At 66.8% G+C, this 18781-nt stretch carries 15 protein-coding genes; 10 read left to right on the forward strand and 5 right to left on the reverse strand.

Annotation, left to right across the window (positions count from 1 at the left end; all coding sequences use genetic code 11):
• Positions 1 to 71: 71 nt before the first annotated feature.
• Positions 72 to 344, reverse strand: coding sequence for a CAT RNA binding domain-containing protein (locus tag BMX93_RS08290; RefSeq protein WP_177170138.1), 273 nt, complete (start codon positions 342 to 344; stop codon positions 72 to 74).
• Between the two features lie 127 nt (positions 345 to 471).
• On the reverse strand, positions 472 to 2445 hold the full coding sequence (locus BMX93_RS08295; RefSeq protein ID WP_091969971.1) for a beta-glucoside-specific PTS transporter subunit IIABC: 1974 nt from the start codon (positions 2443 to 2445) through the stop codon (positions 472 to 474).
• A gap of 252 nt (positions 2446 to 2697) precedes the next feature.
• Here BMX93_RS08295 and BMX93_RS08300 point away from each other — a divergent pair, with 252 nt between their 5' ends.
• Both BMX93_RS08300 and BMX93_RS08305 read left to right on the forward strand, forming a co-directional pair.
• Entirely contained in the window at positions 2698 to 4053 is a 1356-nt protein-coding gene (locus tag BMX93_RS08300) for an FAD-dependent oxidoreductase (RefSeq protein ID WP_143052860.1), read from the forward strand.
• Positions 4054 to 4292: 239 nt separating this feature from the next.
• Positions 4293 to 5600, forward strand: coding sequence for an MFS transporter (locus tag BMX93_RS08305; RefSeq protein WP_143052861.1), 1308 nt, complete (start codon positions 4293 to 4295; stop codon positions 5598 to 5600).
• Positions 5601 to 5679: 79 nt separating this feature from the next.
• Here the strand turns inward: BMX93_RS08305 and BMX93_RS08310 are convergent, their stop codons facing one another.
• Together BMX93_RS08310 and BMX93_RS08315 are read right to left on the reverse strand one after the other, a co-directional pair.
• A complete protein-coding gene (locus tag BMX93_RS08310) occupies positions 5680 to 6759 on the reverse strand; it encodes an inositol-3-phosphate synthase (RefSeq protein WP_091969977.1) in 1080 nt (359 codons plus the stop codon).
• Between the two features lie 16 nt (positions 6760 to 6775).
• Entirely contained in the window at positions 6776 to 7378 is a 603-nt protein-coding gene (locus BMX93_RS08315) for a PadR family transcriptional regulator (protein WP_218139278.1), read from the reverse strand.
• A gap of 236 nt (positions 7379 to 7614) precedes the next feature.
• On the opposite strand from BMX93_RS08315, the gene BMX93_RS08320 reads away from it, so the two are divergent.
• The 8 genes from BMX93_RS08320 to BMX93_RS08355 all read left to right on the forward strand — a co-directional run bounded on the left by BMX93_RS08320 (position 7615) and on the right by BMX93_RS08355 (position 17990).
• Positions 7615 to 8412: a hypothetical protein gene (locus BMX93_RS08320; protein ID WP_091969980.1), complete on the forward strand. Its 798-nt coding sequence runs from the start codon at positions 7615 to 7617 to the stop codon at positions 8410 to 8412.
• 429 nt (positions 8413 to 8841) lie between these two features.
• Positions 8842 to 9798, forward strand: coding sequence for a 1-phosphofructokinase family hexose kinase (locus BMX93_RS08325; protein WP_091969982.1), 957 nt, complete (start codon positions 8842 to 8844; stop codon positions 9796 to 9798).
• A gap of 20 nt (positions 9799 to 9818) precedes the next feature.
• Positions 9819 to 11855, forward strand: a complete 2037-nt coding sequence (locus BMX93_RS08330; RefSeq protein ID WP_091969984.1) for a PTS fructose transporter subunit IIABC — start codon at positions 9819 to 9821, stop codon at positions 11853 to 11855.
• Between the two features lie 87 nt (positions 11856 to 11942).
• A complete protein-coding gene (gene clpB, locus BMX93_RS08335; protein WP_091969986.1) occupies positions 11943 to 14522 on the forward strand; it encodes an ATP-dependent chaperone ClpB in 2580 nt (859 codons plus the stop codon).
• Between the two features lie 134 nt (positions 14523 to 14656).
• The gene (locus BMX93_RS08340; RefSeq protein WP_177170140.1) at positions 14657 to 15490 is read left to right on the forward strand and encodes a spermidine synthase; all 834 of its coding nucleotides are present in this window, start codon (positions 14657 to 14659) and stop codon (positions 15488 to 15490) included.
• A 152-nt stretch (positions 15491 to 15642) separates the two neighbouring features.
• Positions 15643 to 16269: a sortase domain-containing protein gene (locus BMX93_RS08345; RefSeq protein ID WP_091969988.1), complete on the forward strand. Its 627-nt coding sequence runs from the start codon at positions 15643 to 15645 to the stop codon at positions 16267 to 16269.
• Positions 16270 to 16533: 264 nt separating this feature from the next.
• On the forward strand, positions 16534 to 17076 hold the full coding sequence (pyrE, locus tag BMX93_RS08350) for an orotate phosphoribosyltransferase (protein WP_091969990.1): 543 nt from the start codon (positions 16534 to 16536) through the stop codon (positions 17074 to 17076).
• 158 nt (positions 17077 to 17234) lie between these two features.
• On the forward strand, positions 17235 to 17990 hold the full coding sequence (locus BMX93_RS08355; RefSeq protein WP_091970088.1) for a LemA family protein: 756 nt from the start codon (positions 17235 to 17237) through the stop codon (positions 17988 to 17990).
• A 9-nt stretch (positions 17991 to 17999) separates the two neighbouring features.
• Here BMX93_RS08355 and BMX93_RS08360 read toward each other — a convergent pair whose 3' ends face one another.
• Positions 18000 to 18686, reverse strand: a complete 687-nt coding sequence (locus BMX93_RS08360) for a DedA family protein (RefSeq protein ID WP_091970090.1) — start codon at positions 18684 to 18686, stop codon at positions 18000 to 18002.
• Between the last annotated feature and the right edge of the window lie 95 nt (positions 18687 to 18781).

Genomic DNA, 18781 nt, shown 5'->3' on the forward strand with positions numbered 1-18781 from the left:
CCCTCGGCTTCCGCAACCTCACCAACTACATCGCCCGCAGCCTGCTCGAGACCGGCGGCTTCAGACCCCACCTACACCCTCATCTGTGAAGAGCCCGATTCGGCGGCGAGATGGGCGATCTTCACAGCGAGCCGGATGTGCTCGTAGGGCAACTCGGCCATGAGGGCGGCAACCCGCTCGGTGTCCTCGTTCTGCGGGAGGAAACGTCGCGAGACCCGCGCGGGATCGATCTCGTCCCCAGCGTGGGCCTGGAAACCCAGTCCGCGGCCCAGCGCCACCACATCGCGGCCGTCCTCGTCGCGGGCGAGCAAGACATTGTTGTTGAATACCTGGATTATGCGCATGGGCCTGGTTCTCGGCTGGTGGGCCTCCATCATCGTCCATGACCTGTGAGTGGTGTGCATCGCGGGTCGACGACAACTGCCGCCGACCCGCGATGCGGGCACCGTAACCCCGGGCCAGTTGATGGGTTCAGCCGACCATCATTGCCGGTGTGGAGGTGTCCGCCGACTCACTCGCCACGACCTGGACGGTGGGCAGCTTCTTCGCGTTCGTCACGACGACCATGGTGGTCGTGTCATAGCCGGCCTGCGCGATCGCCGCGAGATCGGCCTCCACAAGCACATCGCCTCGGTGCACCGCCTGGCCCATCTCCACGCGACGGGTGAAGTGGCGTCCGTTGAGCTCAACGGTGCCCAGGCCGATGTGGATGAGTAGCTCGATGCCGTTGTTGGACCGCAGGCCGATGGCGTGGGAGCTGGCCGGCGCGACGATGACAGTGGCATCGAAGGGTGCCCGGAAGACGCCCTCGCTCGGCTGGATGGCGAATCCCGGACCGAGCGCCCCAGAGCTGAACACCTTGTCGGGCACCTCTTCGAGTGGCACCCGGCGCCCTGGTGCCGGGCTCGTGATATCGAAACCGTCGAAGCCCGGGCCCGCTGCCGGTGCGGACGAGGTGGCGGTGGCGCCAGCGGTGGCCTGCCCTGCCGGTGTGTTCGCCGGTTCATTGGCCGGCGAGGTGGCTGCGGTTTCGCCGGGGGCCGTGGTTTCGCCGGGGATCGCATCCTTGAAACCGAGCGTGAGGGTGAGCACCAGGGCCAGCGCGAAGCCCACCGCTGTGCCGATCATCTCTACAGGGAAACTGCCGACGCCCACATAGGTGGGGATCGTCAATCCGCCGGGCAGGGCGAAGGTGGTGGTGCCGCCGTGGCCGGCGGCCGCGATGGCACCACCCACGCTGCCTCCAATGACGCCGTAGATGAAGGGCTTCTTGAGAGGCAGGGTGACACCGTAGATCGCAGGCTCGGTGATCCCGGCGAGCAGGCCGGTGATCGTGGCGGGGCCGGCCAGTTCCTTGGTGCGCTTGTTCTTCGTGCGCCAGAAGACACCGAGCGTTGCGCCGCACATCGCGAAGACAGCGGGCAGCAGGGGAGCCGACAGGTGGCTGAAGCCGTGCACGGCCATGTCGTTGATGATGACCGGCCACACCCCCCAGTGGATCCCGAAGACCACGAGCGGCTGCCACGCCGCCCCGAGGATCAGGCCGCCGACCACCGGCGCCTTGCCCCACAGCCACTCCAGGCCGCCGGCGAGGCCATTGGCCAGCCAGTTCGAGACCGGCCCGATGGTGAGCAGGACGAGCGGAACCATGATGAGCACGACGAGCAGTGGCGTGGTGAAGTTGCGGATATTGCTCGGCAGGTATTTGTTGAGCAAATGCTCCAGCTTGCTCGCCACATAGATTGCCAGGATCACCGGCAGCACCGAGTAGGTGTAGTTCGTGGCCGCCATCGGAATTCCGAAGAAGTGCACGGACTTCGCGCTGGCCAGGGCGACGATGCTCGGGTACACGAGGGCGCAGCCAATGGCTATCGCCAGGTACTGGTTCATCTTGAAGCGCTTGGCGCTGGTCGCTGCCAGGAAGACCGGCAGGAAGTACAAGACGCAATCGGAGGCGGCGTGCAGGATCGAGTAGGTCTGCCCGTTCTTGTCGAGCAGGCCGAGGCTGGTGAAGATGAGCAGGATCGCTGCGAGCAGCCCGGTGCCGGACAGCACCCAGATCACCGGCAGGAAGATCGACGAGATCATCTCGATGAAGCGGGCAACCGGCCCCTTCTTCCCGGTGCCCTCGTCCGATGCGGTCTCGCCGTCCGATCCGATGGGCTGCTCGCGTCCGTCGGCGGATCCTTGACCGCCCGAGAGCCTCGGCGCGATGGCCTCATAGGCGAAGGCGACATCATTGCCGATCACCACCTGGTACTGGCCGCCCGAGTTCACCGTGGTGATGACCTTGGGAACCGTCCGTAGGGCCTCCTGGTTGACGGCCGAGTCGTCCTTCAGCTGGAAGCGCAAGCGGGTAGCGCAGTGCGTGAGCCGCGCGACGTTTTCCGGGCCGCCGACGTCGTCGAGTATTTCAGAGCCGATGCTCTGCCAATTGTCTGCCATCTGTCCTCCCTGACATTCGTCGGCCAGAGGGCACAAAAAAAGACCCGGGCAGCGTACTGGACAGTACGTGCACCGAGTCTTGCTCCCTGCTGCTCCAGCGGCGGCGCTGCAGGGATGACAACCTCATGACCGATGGCCTTGCGGGCCTCGGTGCAGACCATAGCACGATCTGAGCGGGCCACTGCCTTCGCGCTCCACGAGATCTGGGGTGAGCGAAATCTGCGGCGATCATGGGTCACCTAAGCTGAGATCGTGATCACCCCAGGTCAGGATGCGGTTTCCCGCGCAGGGGCGCGGCCCCTTACTGTCGCGATCGTGGGCTCGGGGCCCGCCGGGATGCACTGCGCCGTGCAGTTGCTGGGGGAGTTCGCGCAGATTCACATCGATGTCTTCGAGCAGCGTTCGGTGCCCTATGGGCTGGTGCGGCACGGCACCGCGCCCGATCATGTCGAGGGCGAGATGCTGGCGCAGCGATTCGAGGAGATCACCGGAGATCCGCGACTTCGTCTGCTGGCCGGAGTGAAGGTCGGGAGCGACATCACCAGGGCCGAGCTGACGGCGCACTATGACGCGGTGGTCTGGGCAGTAGGGGCATCCGAGCCGAGGCATCTGGGAATCCCGGGGGAGCAGCTGCCAGGCGTGTGCACCGCCGATGACTTCTTCGGCTGGTACACCGGCCTGGCAGGTGCCCCGCAGTTCTCGCTGGCCGGGGTACGTGAGGTGGTCGTGGTCGGTTTCGGCGACGTGGGGCAGGACGTGGCGCGGATCCTCCTCAAGCCGGCGCAGTCCTTCACCGCCACGCACATGCCCCCGCAGGTGCTCGCCGAGCTCGCGGCTCACCGGGTGCGTCGCGTGAGCGTGCTCAACCGCTCGGGTGCGGCGCGGCTGAAGCTCAAGCCCAGAGTGCTGCGCGAGCTCGTCTCGCTGCCCAATGTGGCCGTCGAACTGGAGCCGCCCCAGCTGGGCCCGCTTCCCGATGACGTGGACCGCAAGACTCGCGACTCGGTGCTGGCACTCGAGGAAGCCGCTCGGCATCCCACTGCAGATCCGAGCGGCCATCTGCACATCGCGCTGTCCCGGCGCCCAGTGGCAATCCTGGGGAACGAGCGGGCTGAGGCGGTGCGAGTCGAGTCGACGGACGCGCGCGGCGACGGCTCGGGAGTGCGCGAGTATGCTGCCCAGCTCGTGGTGACGGCGGTGGGCGACGACGTGGCGCACGTGCCCGACCTGCCCTGGGATCCGGCCACCAGAACGATCCCCAGCCGAGAGACCCGACTCATCGACGACAACGGCGTGGTGCAGGTGGGTGAATACGTCACCGGCTGGGCCGCGCGCGGCAATGTCGCCGGCTTTGGGTCCACCAGGCGCGATGCCGCACAGGTGAGTGCCGCGCTGGACGGCGACCATCGGGGCGGGCTGCTCGGTGCGCCGCAACCGGGCCCCGAGCACGTCGATGCACTGCTGGCTCGCCGCGGCGTCTCGCCCATCGGCTGGGAGGGCTGGCATCGGCTGACCGCTCTCGAGGCGGTGCGGGGCACCGAGATCGGGCGTCCCAGCGCCAGGATCGTCGACCCCGAGGAGCAGGACGCCGTCGTCCGCGGAAGCTGAGGAGGCCTTGGCACGGCGGCGCGGGGGTGGACAACTGCGTTCCCTGCCTCGAAATCTTGGGGCCTCGAAATAGTGGCTCGCGGTCGCGGCTGGTGACTGTCGGTCCTATAGTGGCTCGCGGTCGCGGCCCTCAATCGATCGCCGCTGGTCGGGTGCGGCTGGTGACTGTCGGCCTTTGATATGAGAAATGAGGCACTATGAGGATGCGGCTCTGGCATGGGAGCTCCAGAAATGGCTCGGTGAACGCCGTTGAGCGTGCGGTGGCGAGGTTGCGTACGGCGGGCTTCATCGCAGCGCTGGGCAATGGCCTCACCGGTGTGGTGCTGTCGGTGACGCTTTCTCAGGCGCTGCCTGCGTCTGCTGTGGCGGGGTCACTCGGTGCGCTGAGCGTGGGAATGTTGATCTCATTTGCGGCGGGTGGCAAGCATGCCGACATGAGTGATCGCGTGTCATCGATGGTGCACAGCGATTGGGTGCGTGCCGGGATGAACCTCCTCATCGTCGCCGGGGTCCTCGTGGCAGGACCAGCCGGTATCGCTCTCGCGGTGGCGGGATGTCTGGGTAACGGGCTCATGGCTGGGTTCTTTCGTCCCGCGCAATCGTCTTTGTGGGCATCGATTGTCCCCCGCAATCGGCTCAGCGCAACACTCGCCACGAACTCATTCGTGAATCGGCTCGGGCTTGCTGCCGGAGGTGCTCTCGGAGGGGTTCTGCTCGCAGTTCGGCAGAACGTGCTCGGCTTGGCGATCGACGCGGGAACGTTTATCGCGACTGCCGTCATTGTGCATGCTCTTCGAGATCCCCGCAAAGCGGCAGCGAATCGCTCGGAAGAACCTCAGGCAGAAGCCGTTGCGAGGACATGGTCACGAGTTGTCGAAAGGCTACGCGTGGACCGCGACTGGGCCGACATCCTGGCTCTTACGCGGAAGTCCACGTGGATGCGGCTGTGGTTCATATGCAACCTCAATATGTCGTGGGCGGCGGGGCTGACATCGGTCGTCGTGCCGGTGGTCCTTGTGCGCCAATACTCGGATGGGGAAATAGGATTATTTCAGTCCATCTCGGTGATCGCGCTGCTCGCCGGGTCTCTCATCGCCCTGCTTGTACGGCGAATCCCGGGGGCGGGCGTCTTTGACGCATGGAGCAGTGTGGGCAGTGCGCTCTCGTATCTGGCTGTGGGCTTGGGGGCCAGGGCTGGTCTTGCCTCTGCTGTGCGCTTCACGAGCTATTTCTCCCAGTCGGTTGCCTCGCCGCGGCTGGGGGCCTATGTGGCGGAGCAGTTCCCAGAGCGCGAACGCGGCCGGATCTATGCCGCCCAGCAAGGTGTGAGCGGAGTGCTCGCGCCCGTGGGAATGCTCGCCGGCGGTGTGCTCCTCACGTGGAGCGATCCGCAAGGGGTTCTCGTCATATCTTCAGGCCTGTGCGTGCTGTTCGGTCTCATTCCCCTCGTGAATCCCGCTTACTGGGATCTCAAGGTCACCCAGGCCGCCACGCTTACCGAACGACACAGTGTGCCGCAGATGAATGAGCCGAAGAGCTCGGCCTGATCCTCCACGGTCCGGGCCGGGATGGACCCGCGCGGCTCCTGGTGGGAGGAGCGGGCCGGGCCCGGCCCGAACACCCGGATCAGCGCTCCACTTCACCTGCGATGAAGGCCTGCACCGAAGCCAGTGCCTCGTCGTCCGGGCGCTGCTCCAGCGGCGACTTCATGAAATAGCTCGATGCGCTGAGCAAGGGGCCGGCGATCTTGCGATCCAGTCCGATCTTGGCCGCACGGATCGCGTCGATGACCACGCCGGCCGAGTTGGGGGAGTCCCAGACCTCGAGCTTGTACTCGATGCTCACCGGCACGTCGCCGAAATTGCGTCCCTCGAGGCGCACGAAGGCGAACTTGCGGTCGTCGAGCCATGGCACGTAGTCGCTCGGACCAACGTGGATGTCGTGGGGGTCGATCTGCTGGTGGATATTGCTCGTGACTGCCTGGGTCTTGGAGATCTTCTTCGACTCGAGCCGGTCGCGTTGCAGCATGTTCTTGAAGTCCATGTTGCCGCCCACATTGAGCTGATAGGTGCGGTCCATCGGAATACCACGATCCTCGAACAGCTTCGCCAGCACGCGATGGGTGATGGTCGCCCCGATCTGGCTCTTGATGTCGTCGCCGACGATCGGCACGCCCGCCTTCGTGAACTTCTCGGCCCACTGGGGATTCGAGGCGATGAACACCGGCATGCAGTTCACCATGGCCACTCCAGCATCCAGCGCGCACTGGGCGTAGAACTTGGCGGCCTTCTCCGAGCCCACCGGAAGATAGCTGACAAGCACGTCGACCTTGTTGTCGCGCAGGACCTGCACGACATCGACCGGTGTCTGGGCGGACTCGGTGATTGTGTCGCGGTAGTAGTCGCCCAGCCCGTCGAGGGTGTGCCCGCGCTGCACGGTGACACCCGTGGGGGCGACCTCGCTGAACTTGATCGTATTGTTCTGGCCGGCCCAGATGGCGTCGGCGAGATCGAGCCCGACCTTGTCCTGGTCGACATCGAAGGCCGCAACGAACTCCACGTCACTGATGTGGTAGTCCCCGAACTGAACGTGCATGAGGCCAGGGACGGTGTCGCCCGGCTTGGCGTCGTGATAATAGGTGATGCCCTGCACCAGTGAGCAGGCGCAGTTCCCGACGCCGACAATGGCAACGCGGATCGGTTTCATGAGGTTTCTCCATCTCTCATATCCGGCGGTGGCTTTCTGATTCGATGAGGTGCTCGAGCCAGTTGAGTTCGCGCTCGACGTTGTCCAGACCGTGCTTCACCAGTTCGCGCGTGTAGTCGTCGAGATCGGTGCCGGTCTCGTCGAGCTGATGGCGCAGTTTCACCAGGGCCTCCGCAGTATGGGTGCGGCGGTTTTCCAGGATCCGCAGCCGGGTATCCGCATCGGTCGACCCGAACAGGGCGAAACGGACATCGAAATCCGTTTCGTTCCAGGCCTCGGTGTCCTCGGTGCGCAGCCATTCGTGCAGGTAGTCCCGTCCTGCGTGGGTGAGAGCGTAGACCGTCCTCTTCCGCGCCCCGGTGGCCGGCCGCTCCGGTGCCTGGGCGTGGATGAGACCGCGCAGGGTGAGAGCCTTCAGCGCTGGGTAGAGCGAGCCATAGGACAGCGATCGGAAGGGTCCGAGCATGACTGCGAGGTGCTTGCCCAACTCGTATCCGTGCACGGGACCGGCCTCGAGCCGGCCGAGGATGGCCAGCTCAAGGGTCCGCTTGCGGACCGACATGGTGTGACCTCGCGAGGGTGACGTGATGGACTCTCCTGACATCGCGGCGGTTGTCATCGATTGCTCGTGCCCGCAGTGTCCCGATCGGGCGCACGGCACACGAGGGTGCTGGCCCAGGCCGCCGAACTCACCTGAGCCGAGATCAATATATCGAGCCGATATATTTCGTCAAGACATCGTCCAGATAGTTCGGGGTCTCGCGCCGGTGATCCGCGCGGCGGGCGTGGCACCATGGCTGCACGGCCCGCCTGCGGGTACCGGCACCGGTCATCCGCCCACTGAACATCTGGAGAATGATGCCCAAGCTGCGCCTCGCCGCGCTCGTCTGCATCGCCGCCCTGGTCGGCCCGCTGGTCACCGGGTGCGGCGCCTCGTCGGGGACTCCCGCCCAACCCGCCGCGTCCAGCTCGGCGGTGCCCTCGGCTCTCGGCTCGGCTCACAGCTCGGCCAGCCAGACGCCCGCCATCTCTGCCTCGCAGTTGCTCGCGGGGGTGCAGAAGGCTGCTGCCGCCGCCGGCTCGGTGCACATGAGCGGCACCCGCACCGACACGAAGTCTCGCACCGTGAGCATTGAGGAGACCGGCACCCTCGACGGCACGAACATGCACGCCAGCTCCCGCTACGCCGACGTGGTCTATGAGGTGCTCGTCGTCGACGGGGCTGGATATGTCAAGGGGAACAAGGCCTACTGGGTCCAGGAGGGCAAGCTCAGCGACGAGCAGGCCACCCAGATCGGCGACAGATGGGTCACGGTCGATGCGGCACTGCGCGACGAGATCGTGCGGATGTCCCCTCGCCAGGTGATCCAGAACCTCTTCTCCACCCTGTCGGCCGCCGACTTCGAGGCGACGGTGAGCCGCGAGGATGCCGCCGGCATCCCGGCGTACACCGTGAGCAATGGTGGGAAGAAGACCGTCGTGGCGGCCGTGGACAGCTTGCTACCGATCCATCTCAGTACCGAGGGGATCTCGCTGAACTTCGACCGGTGGAATGCGGTGGCGCCGGTCGGGGCGCCCGCCGCTGACCAGGTGATCGACACCTCGCCCTCCCCGGCGGGGTCTCCCAGCGCCGCGTCCAGCTCAGCGCGATGATCTGGATGCGCAGGCTCGCCACGCGCATCCGGGGTGTGCACAGCGGCGCGTGTCCAATGCATAGCGCTCGTCGGGTCGAATGTGGGTACGGCGTGAGCACATGTGATTGTGAGTGAGTTTCTCCGCCAGAGGACTGCTGGAAAGCAACATAATCGGGTATGATCGATGTAAGGATCCCGGATGTCCACGACGGACAGGCACGCGGAACGGCATACGCACCCAGCGCACTGCCCCAGGCAGCCACCCTCGCAACATCGCAGTTCGCCAGGATCCCCGAGAACCCGCTCCGCGGCTGCCGCGGGGCACGACGACCAATGGAGGTGGTCCCGTGTTTCCTCTGCCACTGGGGACAACGCTGCGGCGCGGCCGTGGCAGCGCCCGCTCAACAACGACTTACCGACAGGATCGAGCGATCGAGGTGGATCAGGGATGATCGTCACCGTCACGCCCAATCCGAGCCTTGACCGCTCGGCCTCGCTGCCCGGTCCCATCGTGCGCGGGCGCGTCCACCGGCTCGAGCAGGTTTCCACCGTCGCTGCCGGCAAAGGAGTGAACATCTCCCGAGCCCTGCACGGGGCCGGCGTGCCGACTCTTGCCGTGGTGCCCGCCGCCGAGCACGATCCTTTGGTCGTGGGCATGAACCAGGCTGGCCTGGCCCACGTAGGAGTGAGCATCACCGAACCGGTGCGCATCAATCTGACCGTCACCGAGCCGGACGGTACGACAACGAAGTTCAATGCTCCTGGCCCCCGGCTTGGCCCTGCCGAGCAGCAGCGCCTGGAGAAGGCCGTGCTGGATGCTGCCAATGGTGCCGAATGGGTTGTCATGACCGGCTCGCTACCGCCTGGCCTGCCCGATGACTGGTATGCCTCGATGGTCCGGCGGCTGCGCGGCACCGGCGTCCGCATCGGCGTCGACACCTCCGACGCGCCGCTGCGAGCGCTCGGCGCTGCGCTTCCCGGGGCAGCACCCGATCTCGTGAAGCCCAACTCGGCAGAGCTGGCCCAGATCTGCGGCGGCGATGGGGAGGCACTCGAGGCCGGGGCGGCCCGTGGCGAGGTGATGCCGGTCGTCGAGCGGGCCCGCGAGCTGGTGCGGCTGGGCATCCCCACGGTGATGGTCACCCTCGGCGGGGCCGGGGCCTTGCTCGTCACGGCCGACGCTGCCTGGCACGCCGTCGCCGAGCCGGTCGAGGTGCGCTCCACGGTGGGAGCCGGCGACTCCTCCCTGGCCGGGCTGCTCATCGGCCTGACCTCCGGCGCCGAGCCGCCTGCGGCCCTGCGCTCCGCCGTCGCATGGGGCACCGCTGCCGCATCGCTGCCCGGCTCCACCATCCCCCTACCCGAACGGGCTGACGGCGTGTCAGTCCATGTCACATCGTTGTGAATCACGAGAGGACCCCCGCAATGCCTGAATCACTCATCGAGCCGAGGCTCGTCGCCCTCGACGTGGACCTCGGTGCCACGAAGCAGGACGTCATCACCGGCCTGGCGCGCATCATAGCCGACGCGGGTCGCGCAGACGCCGATGGCCTCGCCAGGGACGCCCTGGCCCGCGAGGCCAAGTTCGCAACGGGTATGCCCGGCCGCTTCGCCATCCCGCACTGCCGCTCCGCCGCCGTCAAGCAGCCCTCGCTCGGGTTTGCCCGGCTGAGCAGCCCGGTCGACTTCGGCGGCACCGACGGGCCGGCCGACATCGTCTTCCTCATCGCCGCCGACGAGCACGGCGGGCAGGAGCACATGAAACTGCTCACCAAGCTCGCCCGGGCCATGGTCAAGAAGGACTTCGTCGAGTCGCTGCGGACCGCCCCCGATGCCGATGCGATCGTCGCCCTGGTGCGCGGCGTCGTGGAGCCTGAGCAGGGCGCTCCCGCCGAGCCGCCCGTGCCCGCAGGCGCCGCGCAGCCACAGCAAGGGGCAGGGCCCGACGCGCCGGTCGGCCCGATGCGCCACATCGTGGCCGTGACCGCCTGCCCCACCGGTATCGCGCACACCTATATGGCCGCCGACTATCTCACCGAGGCGGGCAAGAAGGCCGGCGTCGACCTGCAGGCCGAGCCGCAGGGCTCCAGCGGCTACACGCCCCTGCCGCAGTCCACCATCGCGGCCGCCGATGCGGTGATCTTCGCCACTGATGTGGGAGTCAAGGGCAGGGAGCGCTTCGCCGGCAAACCGGTCATCGAGTCCGGCGTCAAGCGAGCGGTGAACGAACCCGATGTCATGGTCGAGGAGGCACTGGCAGCCATCGACGATCCGCACGCCCACCGCGTCAAGGGCACCGCCGGCGAGGCGGAGCCCGAGGAGAAGTCCCAGATCGGCTGGGGCAAGCGCATCCAGCAGTCGCTCATGACCGGCGTCTCGTACATGATCCCGTTCGTCGCAGCCGGAGGCCTGCTCATCGCGCTCGGGTTCTTGTTCGGCGGCTATGACATCGCCACCAACGGCCTGGACATCGCCCTGAAGAACAGCTTCACCAATCTGCCGCAGGCCACCGCCCATGCGCTGGGCGGATCGGCAGTGATGACCTACATCGGCGCGGTGCTCTTCGCCGTCGGCAAGGCGGCCTTCGGCTTCCTGCTGCCCGCCTTGGCCGGCTATATCGGCTTCGGCCTCGCGGAGCGTCCCGGCATCGTGCCGGGCTTCGTCGGCGGCGCGGTGGCCGGACTCACCGGCGCCGGCTTCATCGGCGCGATCGTCGGCGGCCTCCTCGGCGGCCTGGTGGCCCTCTACTTCACGAGCCTCAACCCGCCCCGCTGGCTGCGCGGCCTCATGCCCGTGGTCATCATTCCGCTCGTGGGTTCGCTCGTCACCGGCGGTCTCATGTACGTCGTCCTCGGACGCCCGATCGCGGAGCTCATGAACTGGCTGTCCAGCGGCCTGTCGAGCATGTCCGGTGGATCGGCCGTGATTCTCGGGGTGATCCTCGGCCTCATGATGTGCTTCGATCTGGGGGGCCCGATCAACAAGACGGCCTATCTGTTCGCCACCACGAACCTCAGCGTGGCCAATACCGGCTCGCTCAAGGTGATGGCAGCCGTCATGGCGGCCGGTATGGTCCCTCCGCTGGCCCTGGCCTTGTCCACTGCGCTGCGCCCCAAGCTGTACACGCCTGCCGAGCGTGAGAATGGCACGGCGGCCTGGCTGCTCGGCGCGTCCTTCATCTCCGAGGGGGCCATCCCCTTCGCCGCCGCCGATCCGCTGCGCGTCATCCCCTCGATGATGGCCGGCGGTGCCGTCACCGGCGCGATGTCGATGGGCCTGGGTGCCACGTCGATGGCTCCCCATGGCGGCATCTTCGTGTTCTTCGCCATCGGGAAGCTATGGGCCTGGGTGCTGTCGATCGTCGTCGGTGCGCTCGTCTCGGCGCTCATCGTGACCCTGCTCAAGCAGGCGGCGTACACGAAGAACCAGCAGGCCGGCCAGCCTGCGGCCCAGGAGGCCTGAGTTCGGCAGGGGGGGAATAGCAGGGCTCGGACTAAAGTTGAGTCAAGTGGACTCAGTGCCTAGATCCATCAGGAGAATGACTCAACAATGGATACCGAGAAGCTCACGACGATGAGCCGGGACGCCGTGACGGCCGCGGTGCGGCTGGCCCTCACCGGCGGTAATCCGAACGCCGAACCCTCACATCTGCTGCACGCCATGCTCATGGTGCCCCAGAACTCAGTGGGCCCGCTGCTCACTGCAGTGGGAGCCGACCCCGCGCAGATCGACGCCCAGGCGCAGCAGGCGCTGAAGGCCCTGCCGTCGAGTTCGGGATCCTCGGTCGCCCAGCCCCAGCTGTCGGGCTCCTTCGCTCGAGTGCTGGCCGATGCGCAGACCAAGGCCGAACAGCTCGGGGACCGGTTCGTGAGCACCGAGCACCTGCTCATCGCGGTGTCCGCCGTGCCGAGCGATGCCCAGAAGATCCTCGAGCGGGCCGGCGTGAGCGCCGCGAAGCTGGAGAAGGCCTTCGGCGAGGCACGCGGGGACAAGCGCATCACGAGTCCCGAGGCCGAGGGCGGTGAGTCGGCGCTGGACAAGTACTCCGTCGATCTCACCGCCCGCGCCAAGGACGGCACGCTCGACCCGGTGATCGGCCGTGATGCCGAGATCCGCCGCGTTGCCCAGGTGCTGTCGCGGCGTACCAAGAACAATCCCGTGCTCATCGGTGACCCCGGCGTCGGCAAGACCGCCGTCGTCGAGGGGCTGGCCCAGCGGATTGTCAAGGGCGACGTGCCCGACTCCCTCAAGGGCCGTCGGCTGGTCTCCCTCGACCTCGCGTCGATGGTGGCCGGTGCGAAGTACCGCGGCGAGTTCGAGGAACGCCTCAAGGCAGTGCTCAACGAGATCAAGGAGGCCCAGGGACAGGTCATCACCTTCATCGATGAGCTGCACACCGTTGTCGGGGCCGGCGCCTCCGAGGGCTCCATGGACGCGTCCAATATGCTCAAGCCGATGCTGGCCCGCGGCGAGCTGCGGCTCATCGGTGCAACGACCCTCGACGAGTATCGGGAGCACATCGAGAAGGACCCGGCCCTGGAGCGCCGTTTCCAGCAGGTCTTCGTCGGCGAGCCCTCGGTCGAGGACACCGTCGCCATCCTGCGTGGCCTGCGCGAGCGCTACGAGGCGCATCACAAGGTGCGCATCACCGACTCGGCGCTCGTCGCGGCGGCGCAGCTGTCGAACCGCTATATCCCCGGCCGACAGCTCCCCGACAAGGCCATCGATCTCGTCGATGAGGCCGCCAGCCGACTGCGGATGGAGATCGACTCGAGCCCTGAGGAGATCGACACGCTGCGGCGTCAGGTGGATCGGCTCACCATGGAGCAGTTCGCCGTCGAGAAGGAGCAGGACGCCGCGTCCAGGGCCCGGCTGGATCGCCTCAACCAGGAGCTGGCCGACACCAAGGAGCAGTTGCGCGGTCTCGAGGCTCGCTGGAAGGCCGAGAAGGAGGGCCTCAACCGCGTCGGCGAGCTGAAGACCCAGATCGACGCCCTGCGCACCGACGCCGACAAGTACACCCGCGAGGGCAATCTCGCGAAGGCCAGCGAGATCCTCTACGGCGAGATCCCCGCCCTCGAGAAGCAGATGGACGAGGCTGCCGCCGCCGAGCAGGACCACTCGCACGAGTCGATGGTTTCCGAGGAGGTCACCAGCTCCGATATAGCGGAGGTGGTGAGCGCTTGGACCGGCATCCCGGTCGGTCGGATGCTCGAGGGCGAGAGCGAGAAGCTGCTCGACATGGAGAACCGGCTCGGCGCCCGGCTGATAGGCCAGCGCGACGCCGTGAAGGCGGTCTCCGATGCGGTGCGCCGTGCCCGCGCGGGCATCTCCGACCCCAACCGGCCCACCGGCTCATTCCTCTTCCTGGGTCCCACCGGCGTCGGCAAGACCGAGTTGGCCAAGGCTCTCGCGGAGTTCCTCTTCGACGACGAGACCGCCATGGTGCGCATCGACATGAGCGAGTACATGGAGAAGCACACCGTCTCGCGGCTGGTCGGCGCCCCTCCGGGTTATGTCGGCTACGAGGAGGGCGGCCAGCTCACCGAGGCGGTGCGCCGGCGTCCCTACTCGGTGATCCTGCTCGACGAGATCGAGAAGGCCCACCCCGATGTCTTCAACATCCTGCTCCAGGTGCTCGATGACGGACGGCTCACCGACGGCCAGGGGCGCACGGTGGACTTCCGCAATGTCATCCTCATCATGACGAGCAATCTGGGCTCGCAGTTCCTCGCCGATGAGTCGCTCGACGACAAGACCAAGCGGGAGGAGGTCATGAAGGTCGTCCACCAGGCCTTCCGCCCGGAGTTCATCAACCGTCTCGATGGTCTGGTGCTCTTCGACCCCCTCACCCGCGAGGACCTCGACCAGATTGTGGACATCAATCTGGCTCGTCTCAACAAGAGACTGTCCGAGCGCCGAATCACCGTGGAGACCACGCCGGCTGCCCGCGAGTGGCTCGCCCGCGTCGGCTTCGACCCGGTCTACGGTGCCCGGCCACTACGACGGCTGATCCAGACCACGATCGAGGACCAGTTGGCGCGCGCTCTGCTCGACGGCACGGTGCACGACGACCAGAGCGTCACCTTCGACGCCGACGAGTCCGGCGAGGGCGTGCACATCGTCTGAGTCGGCACCGGCCGGTGGGCAAGTCGTCCTCGACGAGGGCATCCGCGTGCCTGTACCCCGGATCCTTGCTGGGGCGATGCAGGCCGCGCGGCACTCGGTGCTCGGTGCTTGCTAGCTGCGGGAGAATGACCGATATGGCCCATGAGCCGAACCCATCGCGCGACGCCCTGCACGTGATGCCCGACCAGCACGTGCCGGGCGCCTTCGTCGTCCATGGCGGCGGCGTCGACCACTCGTTCGTCGACCTCGATGACCCCACCCGCGTCGAGTTCCCCTATATGGAAAGGATCACCGAGCTCTTCGACGCCTGGGCGCCCCGCGGGCAGCGGCTGCGCGTCATCCATGTCGGCGGGGCAGGCATGACGCTTGCGCGCTATCTGGCCCACACGAGACCCTCGTCAGCCCAGATCGTGCTCGAGCCCGATGCCGAGCTCACCGCAGAGGTGCGTCGCGAGATCCCGCTGCCGCGGCATTCGGGCATCAAGGTGCGCCCGGTCGACGGGCGCACCGGCCTGCGTGCCATGCCCGACGACTATGCCGACATCATCGTCGTCGATGCGTTCCGTCAGTTGAGCGTGCCCGGTGAGCTGGTCACCGTGCAGGCGGCCGGCGAACTGGCCCGGGTATTGCGTCCCGACGGCGTCGTGGCGATGAATGTGACCGATCATGTGCCCTTCGGATGGACGCACCGGGTGCTCGCCGGTTTCGCGGGTCTGCTGCCCGAACTTGCCGTGAACAGCGAAACTGCCACCTTGCGTGGACGACGCGCCGGGAACCTTGTGCTGCTCGCGAGCCGCCGTGAGCTTCCCCGCGACGAACTGATGCACAGCGTGGACACCGTGGTCTTCCCCTCCCGGTGGATCTTCGGCGCAGAACTGGATTCGTGGCGGGGCAGGGCCGAGCCCTTCGATGATGCCGAGCCGCACAACAGTCCAGTTCCCTCGCGCAGCCGCACGCACTTCGAGTAGGCGCGCCATCCACGATCTTCCGGCCGGGTTGGGAGGCCCGGTGATGTGTTGGCCGGGCCGGTAGGCCTTGAAGGCGTTGGTGGGGCCGGTGGGCCCTGAAGGCGTTGGGGGGGCGCGTCCATGAGACGGCGCGGCGCCCCTAAGCTGGTGGCATGCAGGCCAGGGAACGCTCGGGGCGGCACCGTCCTTCGGCGTTCGCCATTGTCGTGGCGGCTCTCGTGGCGCTCGTGGTCATTGCTGCCGCCGTCGTGGCGTGGTCGGTGTGGGGCACGGACTGGCGCGCCCGGCGGAACAATGCCCAGGCACTCGAGGACTTCCGGATCGCCTGCGCCGCCAATGCCCAGCATCCCGGTGGCGACACGATTGCCGTCATCTCGATTCCCTCGTTGGGGCTTCAGGCCGCTGTCGTCAAGGGCGTTGGTGCCGGGTCGCTGGGCAGGGGCGTGGGCTGGTATCCCACCACCTCGCTGCCGGGCCAGCCCGGCAACTTCGCGGTGGCCGGCTACCGGATCACCCATGGTTCCCCGTTCCGCAATCTGGCTGAGCTGAGGGCCGGCGACGCGATCACGGTGCGCGACTGCACCCACACCTACCACTATCGGGTCATCACGCCGGCCAGTGAGCTGACCGTCCGCTCGCACGACAGCTGGGTGCTCGACGCCGTCCCGGGCCATCCAGAGCGGGTACCCGATGAGGCGATCATGACGATCACGACGAGTCTCGATCTGGTTCCCAGCGCCGAGCGGTCTGTGTTGTTCGCCCGGCTGGCCACCAGCTGAGCCCGTCTGCTCGAGATTGGGGCGATTCAGGTGGCATCGGCGTGCCTTCTGGCCACCAGCTGAGCCCGTCTGCTCGAGATTGGGGCGATTCAGGTGCCGTCGGCGAGCTTTTTCTGACCGGCGTTGGTCTTTGGCGCCGTCGAGACGCCGAAAACCGCAGATTTGCGTCAGAAAAAGCACGAAGCTGTCTCTCCGAATCCGCCTCCGCTGGGGTGATCGTCCCCTGACTCGCCTATCGACCGGCACATGCCTAGGCTCAGCCCCATGACCGACCGTGAAACATTGCGCAATCTCATCGCCCAGCAGGCAGTCGTGCGAGGCCAGGTGGTGCTCTCCAGCGGCAAGCAGGCCGACTACTACATCGACATGCGGCGCATCACACTGTCCGGCACCGCCGCCCCGCTGGTGGGACGCGTCATGCTCGACCTGGTGTCCGGGTGGCAGTTCGATGTCGTCGGGGGCCTGACGATGGGGGCCGATCCGGTCGCTGCCGCGATGCTCCATGCGGCCTCTGCCGCCGGACAACCGGTCGATGCCTGCGTGGTCCGCAAGGATGCCAAGACGCACGGTCTGCATCGCCGCATCGAGGGGCCGGGCGTGCAGGGACGGCGGGTGCTCGTCGTCGAGGACACCTCGACCACCGGGAACTCGGCACTCACCGCTGTGGAGGCGCTTCGGCAGGAGGGTGCACAGGTGATCGGCGTGGCCGACATCGTCGATCGCTCAGGAGGCGCTGTCGAGCAGGCCATCCGAGCGGCTGGCCTGGCCTATCTGTACGCCTACGACGCCGCCGACCTGGGGCTGTGAAGCCATCTGGGCTCGGTGATTGTCGGTCGGGCCGGTAGCCATCTGGGCTCGGGTGCGGTCGGGCGGTGTGCTGTGCCACTAGGGTTGAACGCAACGACGGTGCACCGCCGTCGCACTGTGTGGTCATCGGCGCCCGCAAGGGCGAAGGAGGCGAAGTCATGTCAGCGTTCCTGATCGTCCTGGTCATCCTTGTCGTCCTCGTCGGCGTCGTCGCGGGCCTGTTCATCGGGCCCTACAACGCGCTCGTGAGGCTGCGCAACACCCTCCAGGAGGCCTGGCGCCAGGTCGACGTGGAGCTCAATCGCCGCTACGACCTCATCCCGAATCTCGTCGAAACCGTCAAGGGCTATGCCACGCACGAGCACAACACGCTCTCCGACATCGTGGCGCTGCGCAACCAAGCCCGCCAGATGGACGCCGGCGCGGTGCCCACCCAGGAGCGCGGTGCCGTGGAGAGCCAGCTGACCGGTGCCGTCGGCAACCTCATCGCGGTCGCCGAGGCCTATCCGGAGCTCAAGGCCGACGCAGGCTTCCGCCAGCTGGCCAGTCAGCTCTCCGAGACCGAGGACCGGATCGCGAATTCCCGGCGCTACTACAACGCGGTGGTCGGCGATTACAACACGAAGGTCGAGTCCTTCCCCTCCAATGTCAGTGCCACCATGTTCCACTTCGAGAAGGCGGCCTATTTCCAGGTCGACGACCCGACGATGCGCCAGACGCCCGCCGTCGATTTCGGCGAGCTGGGTTACGGCTCCGGGGTGCAGCGTCCCGGTGCCGCCCAGACTCCCCAGATCGAGTCCGGGCAGTTCACCAATCCAGTGACACCACCGCAGACCACGGCGACGCCCCAGCCCGATCCCGGCCAGATCAAGCGCCGCGAACCCGGCGAGGGGGCCGGCACCTCGGCCTCGTGAAAAGCGTCCTCAGCGCACGTTCTCGATTCCGCCGACGCCTGCCTGCTCGACGCCGGGCTTGCGCCGCCCGCGCCACCACTCGATGACCATCGGCACGACCGAGATGAGCACGATGAGAACCAGAACGGCGTCGATGTTGTCGCCGATGAACGAGACATTGCCCAGCAGATAGCCCAGCAGGGTGACGCCCCACACCCAGATCACCCCGCCGACGGCCGTCCATACGATGAAATGCCGGAACGACATGCCCACCGCCCCGGCGACCATCGTGACGAAGGTGCGGACGAAGGGCACGAAGCGCCCCAGTACCAAGGCCTTCGATCCGTAGCGTTCGAAGAAGTCATGGGTATCGGCGAGATGTTTGGGGCTGAAGATCTTTCCGAACCAGGAATCCCTGGGCTTGAAGAGCCATCCGGAGACATACTTGCCCACGTAGTAGCCGGCGACATTGCCGCCCACTGCGAACACCGAGAGGATGAGGCAGGCCAGCACATAGACCAGCGGTGTGCGAAGATCCCCGAAGGTGATCGAGGGCGGCACCATGGCGATGAACATGCCCACCGTGAACAGCAGCGAGTCGCCCGGCAGCACCGGAAAGATCGCGCATTCGATGAACAGGATCAGTGCCACGCCCCACAGTGCGCCGTTCCCGAGACTGTGAATGATCGTCGCCGGATCGAGCCAGCTCGGCATCATGGGCACCCAGATCGGCAGCTGCATGAGAAGATCCACCCCTCAAGGGTAGCGTGTGACACCGTGCATCCCGCCTGCCCTGAATTCTCGCCGGCCGA

The organism is Propionibacterium cyclohexanicum (assembly GCF_900111365.1).
Taxonomy (GTDB): Bacteria; Actinomycetota; Actinomycetes; order Propionibacteriales; family Propionibacteriaceae; genus Propionibacterium; species Propionibacterium cyclohexanicum.

What these genes read in the sequence shown, in the direction of transcription:
- BMX93_RS08295 (WP_091969971.1), bottom strand. Translation starts at nt 2,445, where the DNA reads ATGGCAGACAATTGGCAGAGCATCGGCTCTGAAATACTCGACGACGTC.
- BMX93_RS08345 (WP_091969988.1), top strand. Translation starts at nt 15,643, where the DNA reads ATGCAGGCCAGGGAACGCTCGGGGCGGCACCGTCCTTCGGCGTTCGCC.
- BMX93_RS08340 (WP_177170140.1), top strand. Translation starts at nt 14,657, where the DNA reads ATGGCCCATGAGCCGAACCCATCGCGCGACGCCCTGCACGTGATGCCC.
- clpB (WP_091969986.1), top strand. Translation starts at nt 11,943, where the DNA reads ATGGATACCGAGAAGCTCACGACGATGAGCCGGGACGCCGTGACGGCC.
- BMX93_RS08290 (WP_177170138.1), bottom strand. Translation starts at nt 344, where the DNA reads ATGCGCATAATCCAGGTATTCAACAACAATGTCTTGCTCGCCCGCGAC.
- BMX93_RS08325 (WP_091969982.1), top strand. Translation starts at nt 8,842, where the DNA reads ATGATCGTCACCGTCACGCCCAATCCGAGCCTTGACCGCTCGGCCTCG.
- BMX93_RS08310 (WP_091969977.1), bottom strand. Translation starts at nt 6,759, where the DNA reads ATGAAACCGATCCGCGTTGCCATTGTCGGCGTCGGGAACTGCGCCTGC.
- BMX93_RS08360 (WP_091970090.1), bottom strand. Translation starts at nt 18,686, where the DNA reads ATGATGCCGAGCTGGCTCGATCCGGCGACGATCATTCACAGTCTCGGG.
- BMX93_RS08315 (WP_218139278.1), bottom strand. Translation starts at nt 7,378, where the DNA reads ATGACAACCGCCGCGATGTCAGGAGAGTCCATCACGTCACCCTCGCGA.
- BMX93_RS08330 (WP_091969984.1), top strand. Translation starts at nt 9,819, where the DNA reads ATGCCTGAATCACTCATCGAGCCGAGGCTCGTCGCCCTCGACGTGGAC.
- pyrE (WP_091969990.1), top strand. Translation starts at nt 16,534, where the DNA reads ATGACCGACCGTGAAACATTGCGCAATCTCATCGCCCAGCAGGCAGTC.
- BMX93_RS08355 (WP_091970088.1), top strand. Translation starts at nt 17,235, where the DNA reads ATGTCAGCGTTCCTGATCGTCCTGGTCATCCTTGTCGTCCTCGTCGGC.
- BMX93_RS08320 (WP_091969980.1), top strand. Translation starts at nt 7,615, where the DNA reads ATGATGCCCAAGCTGCGCCTCGCCGCGCTCGTCTGCATCGCCGCCCTG.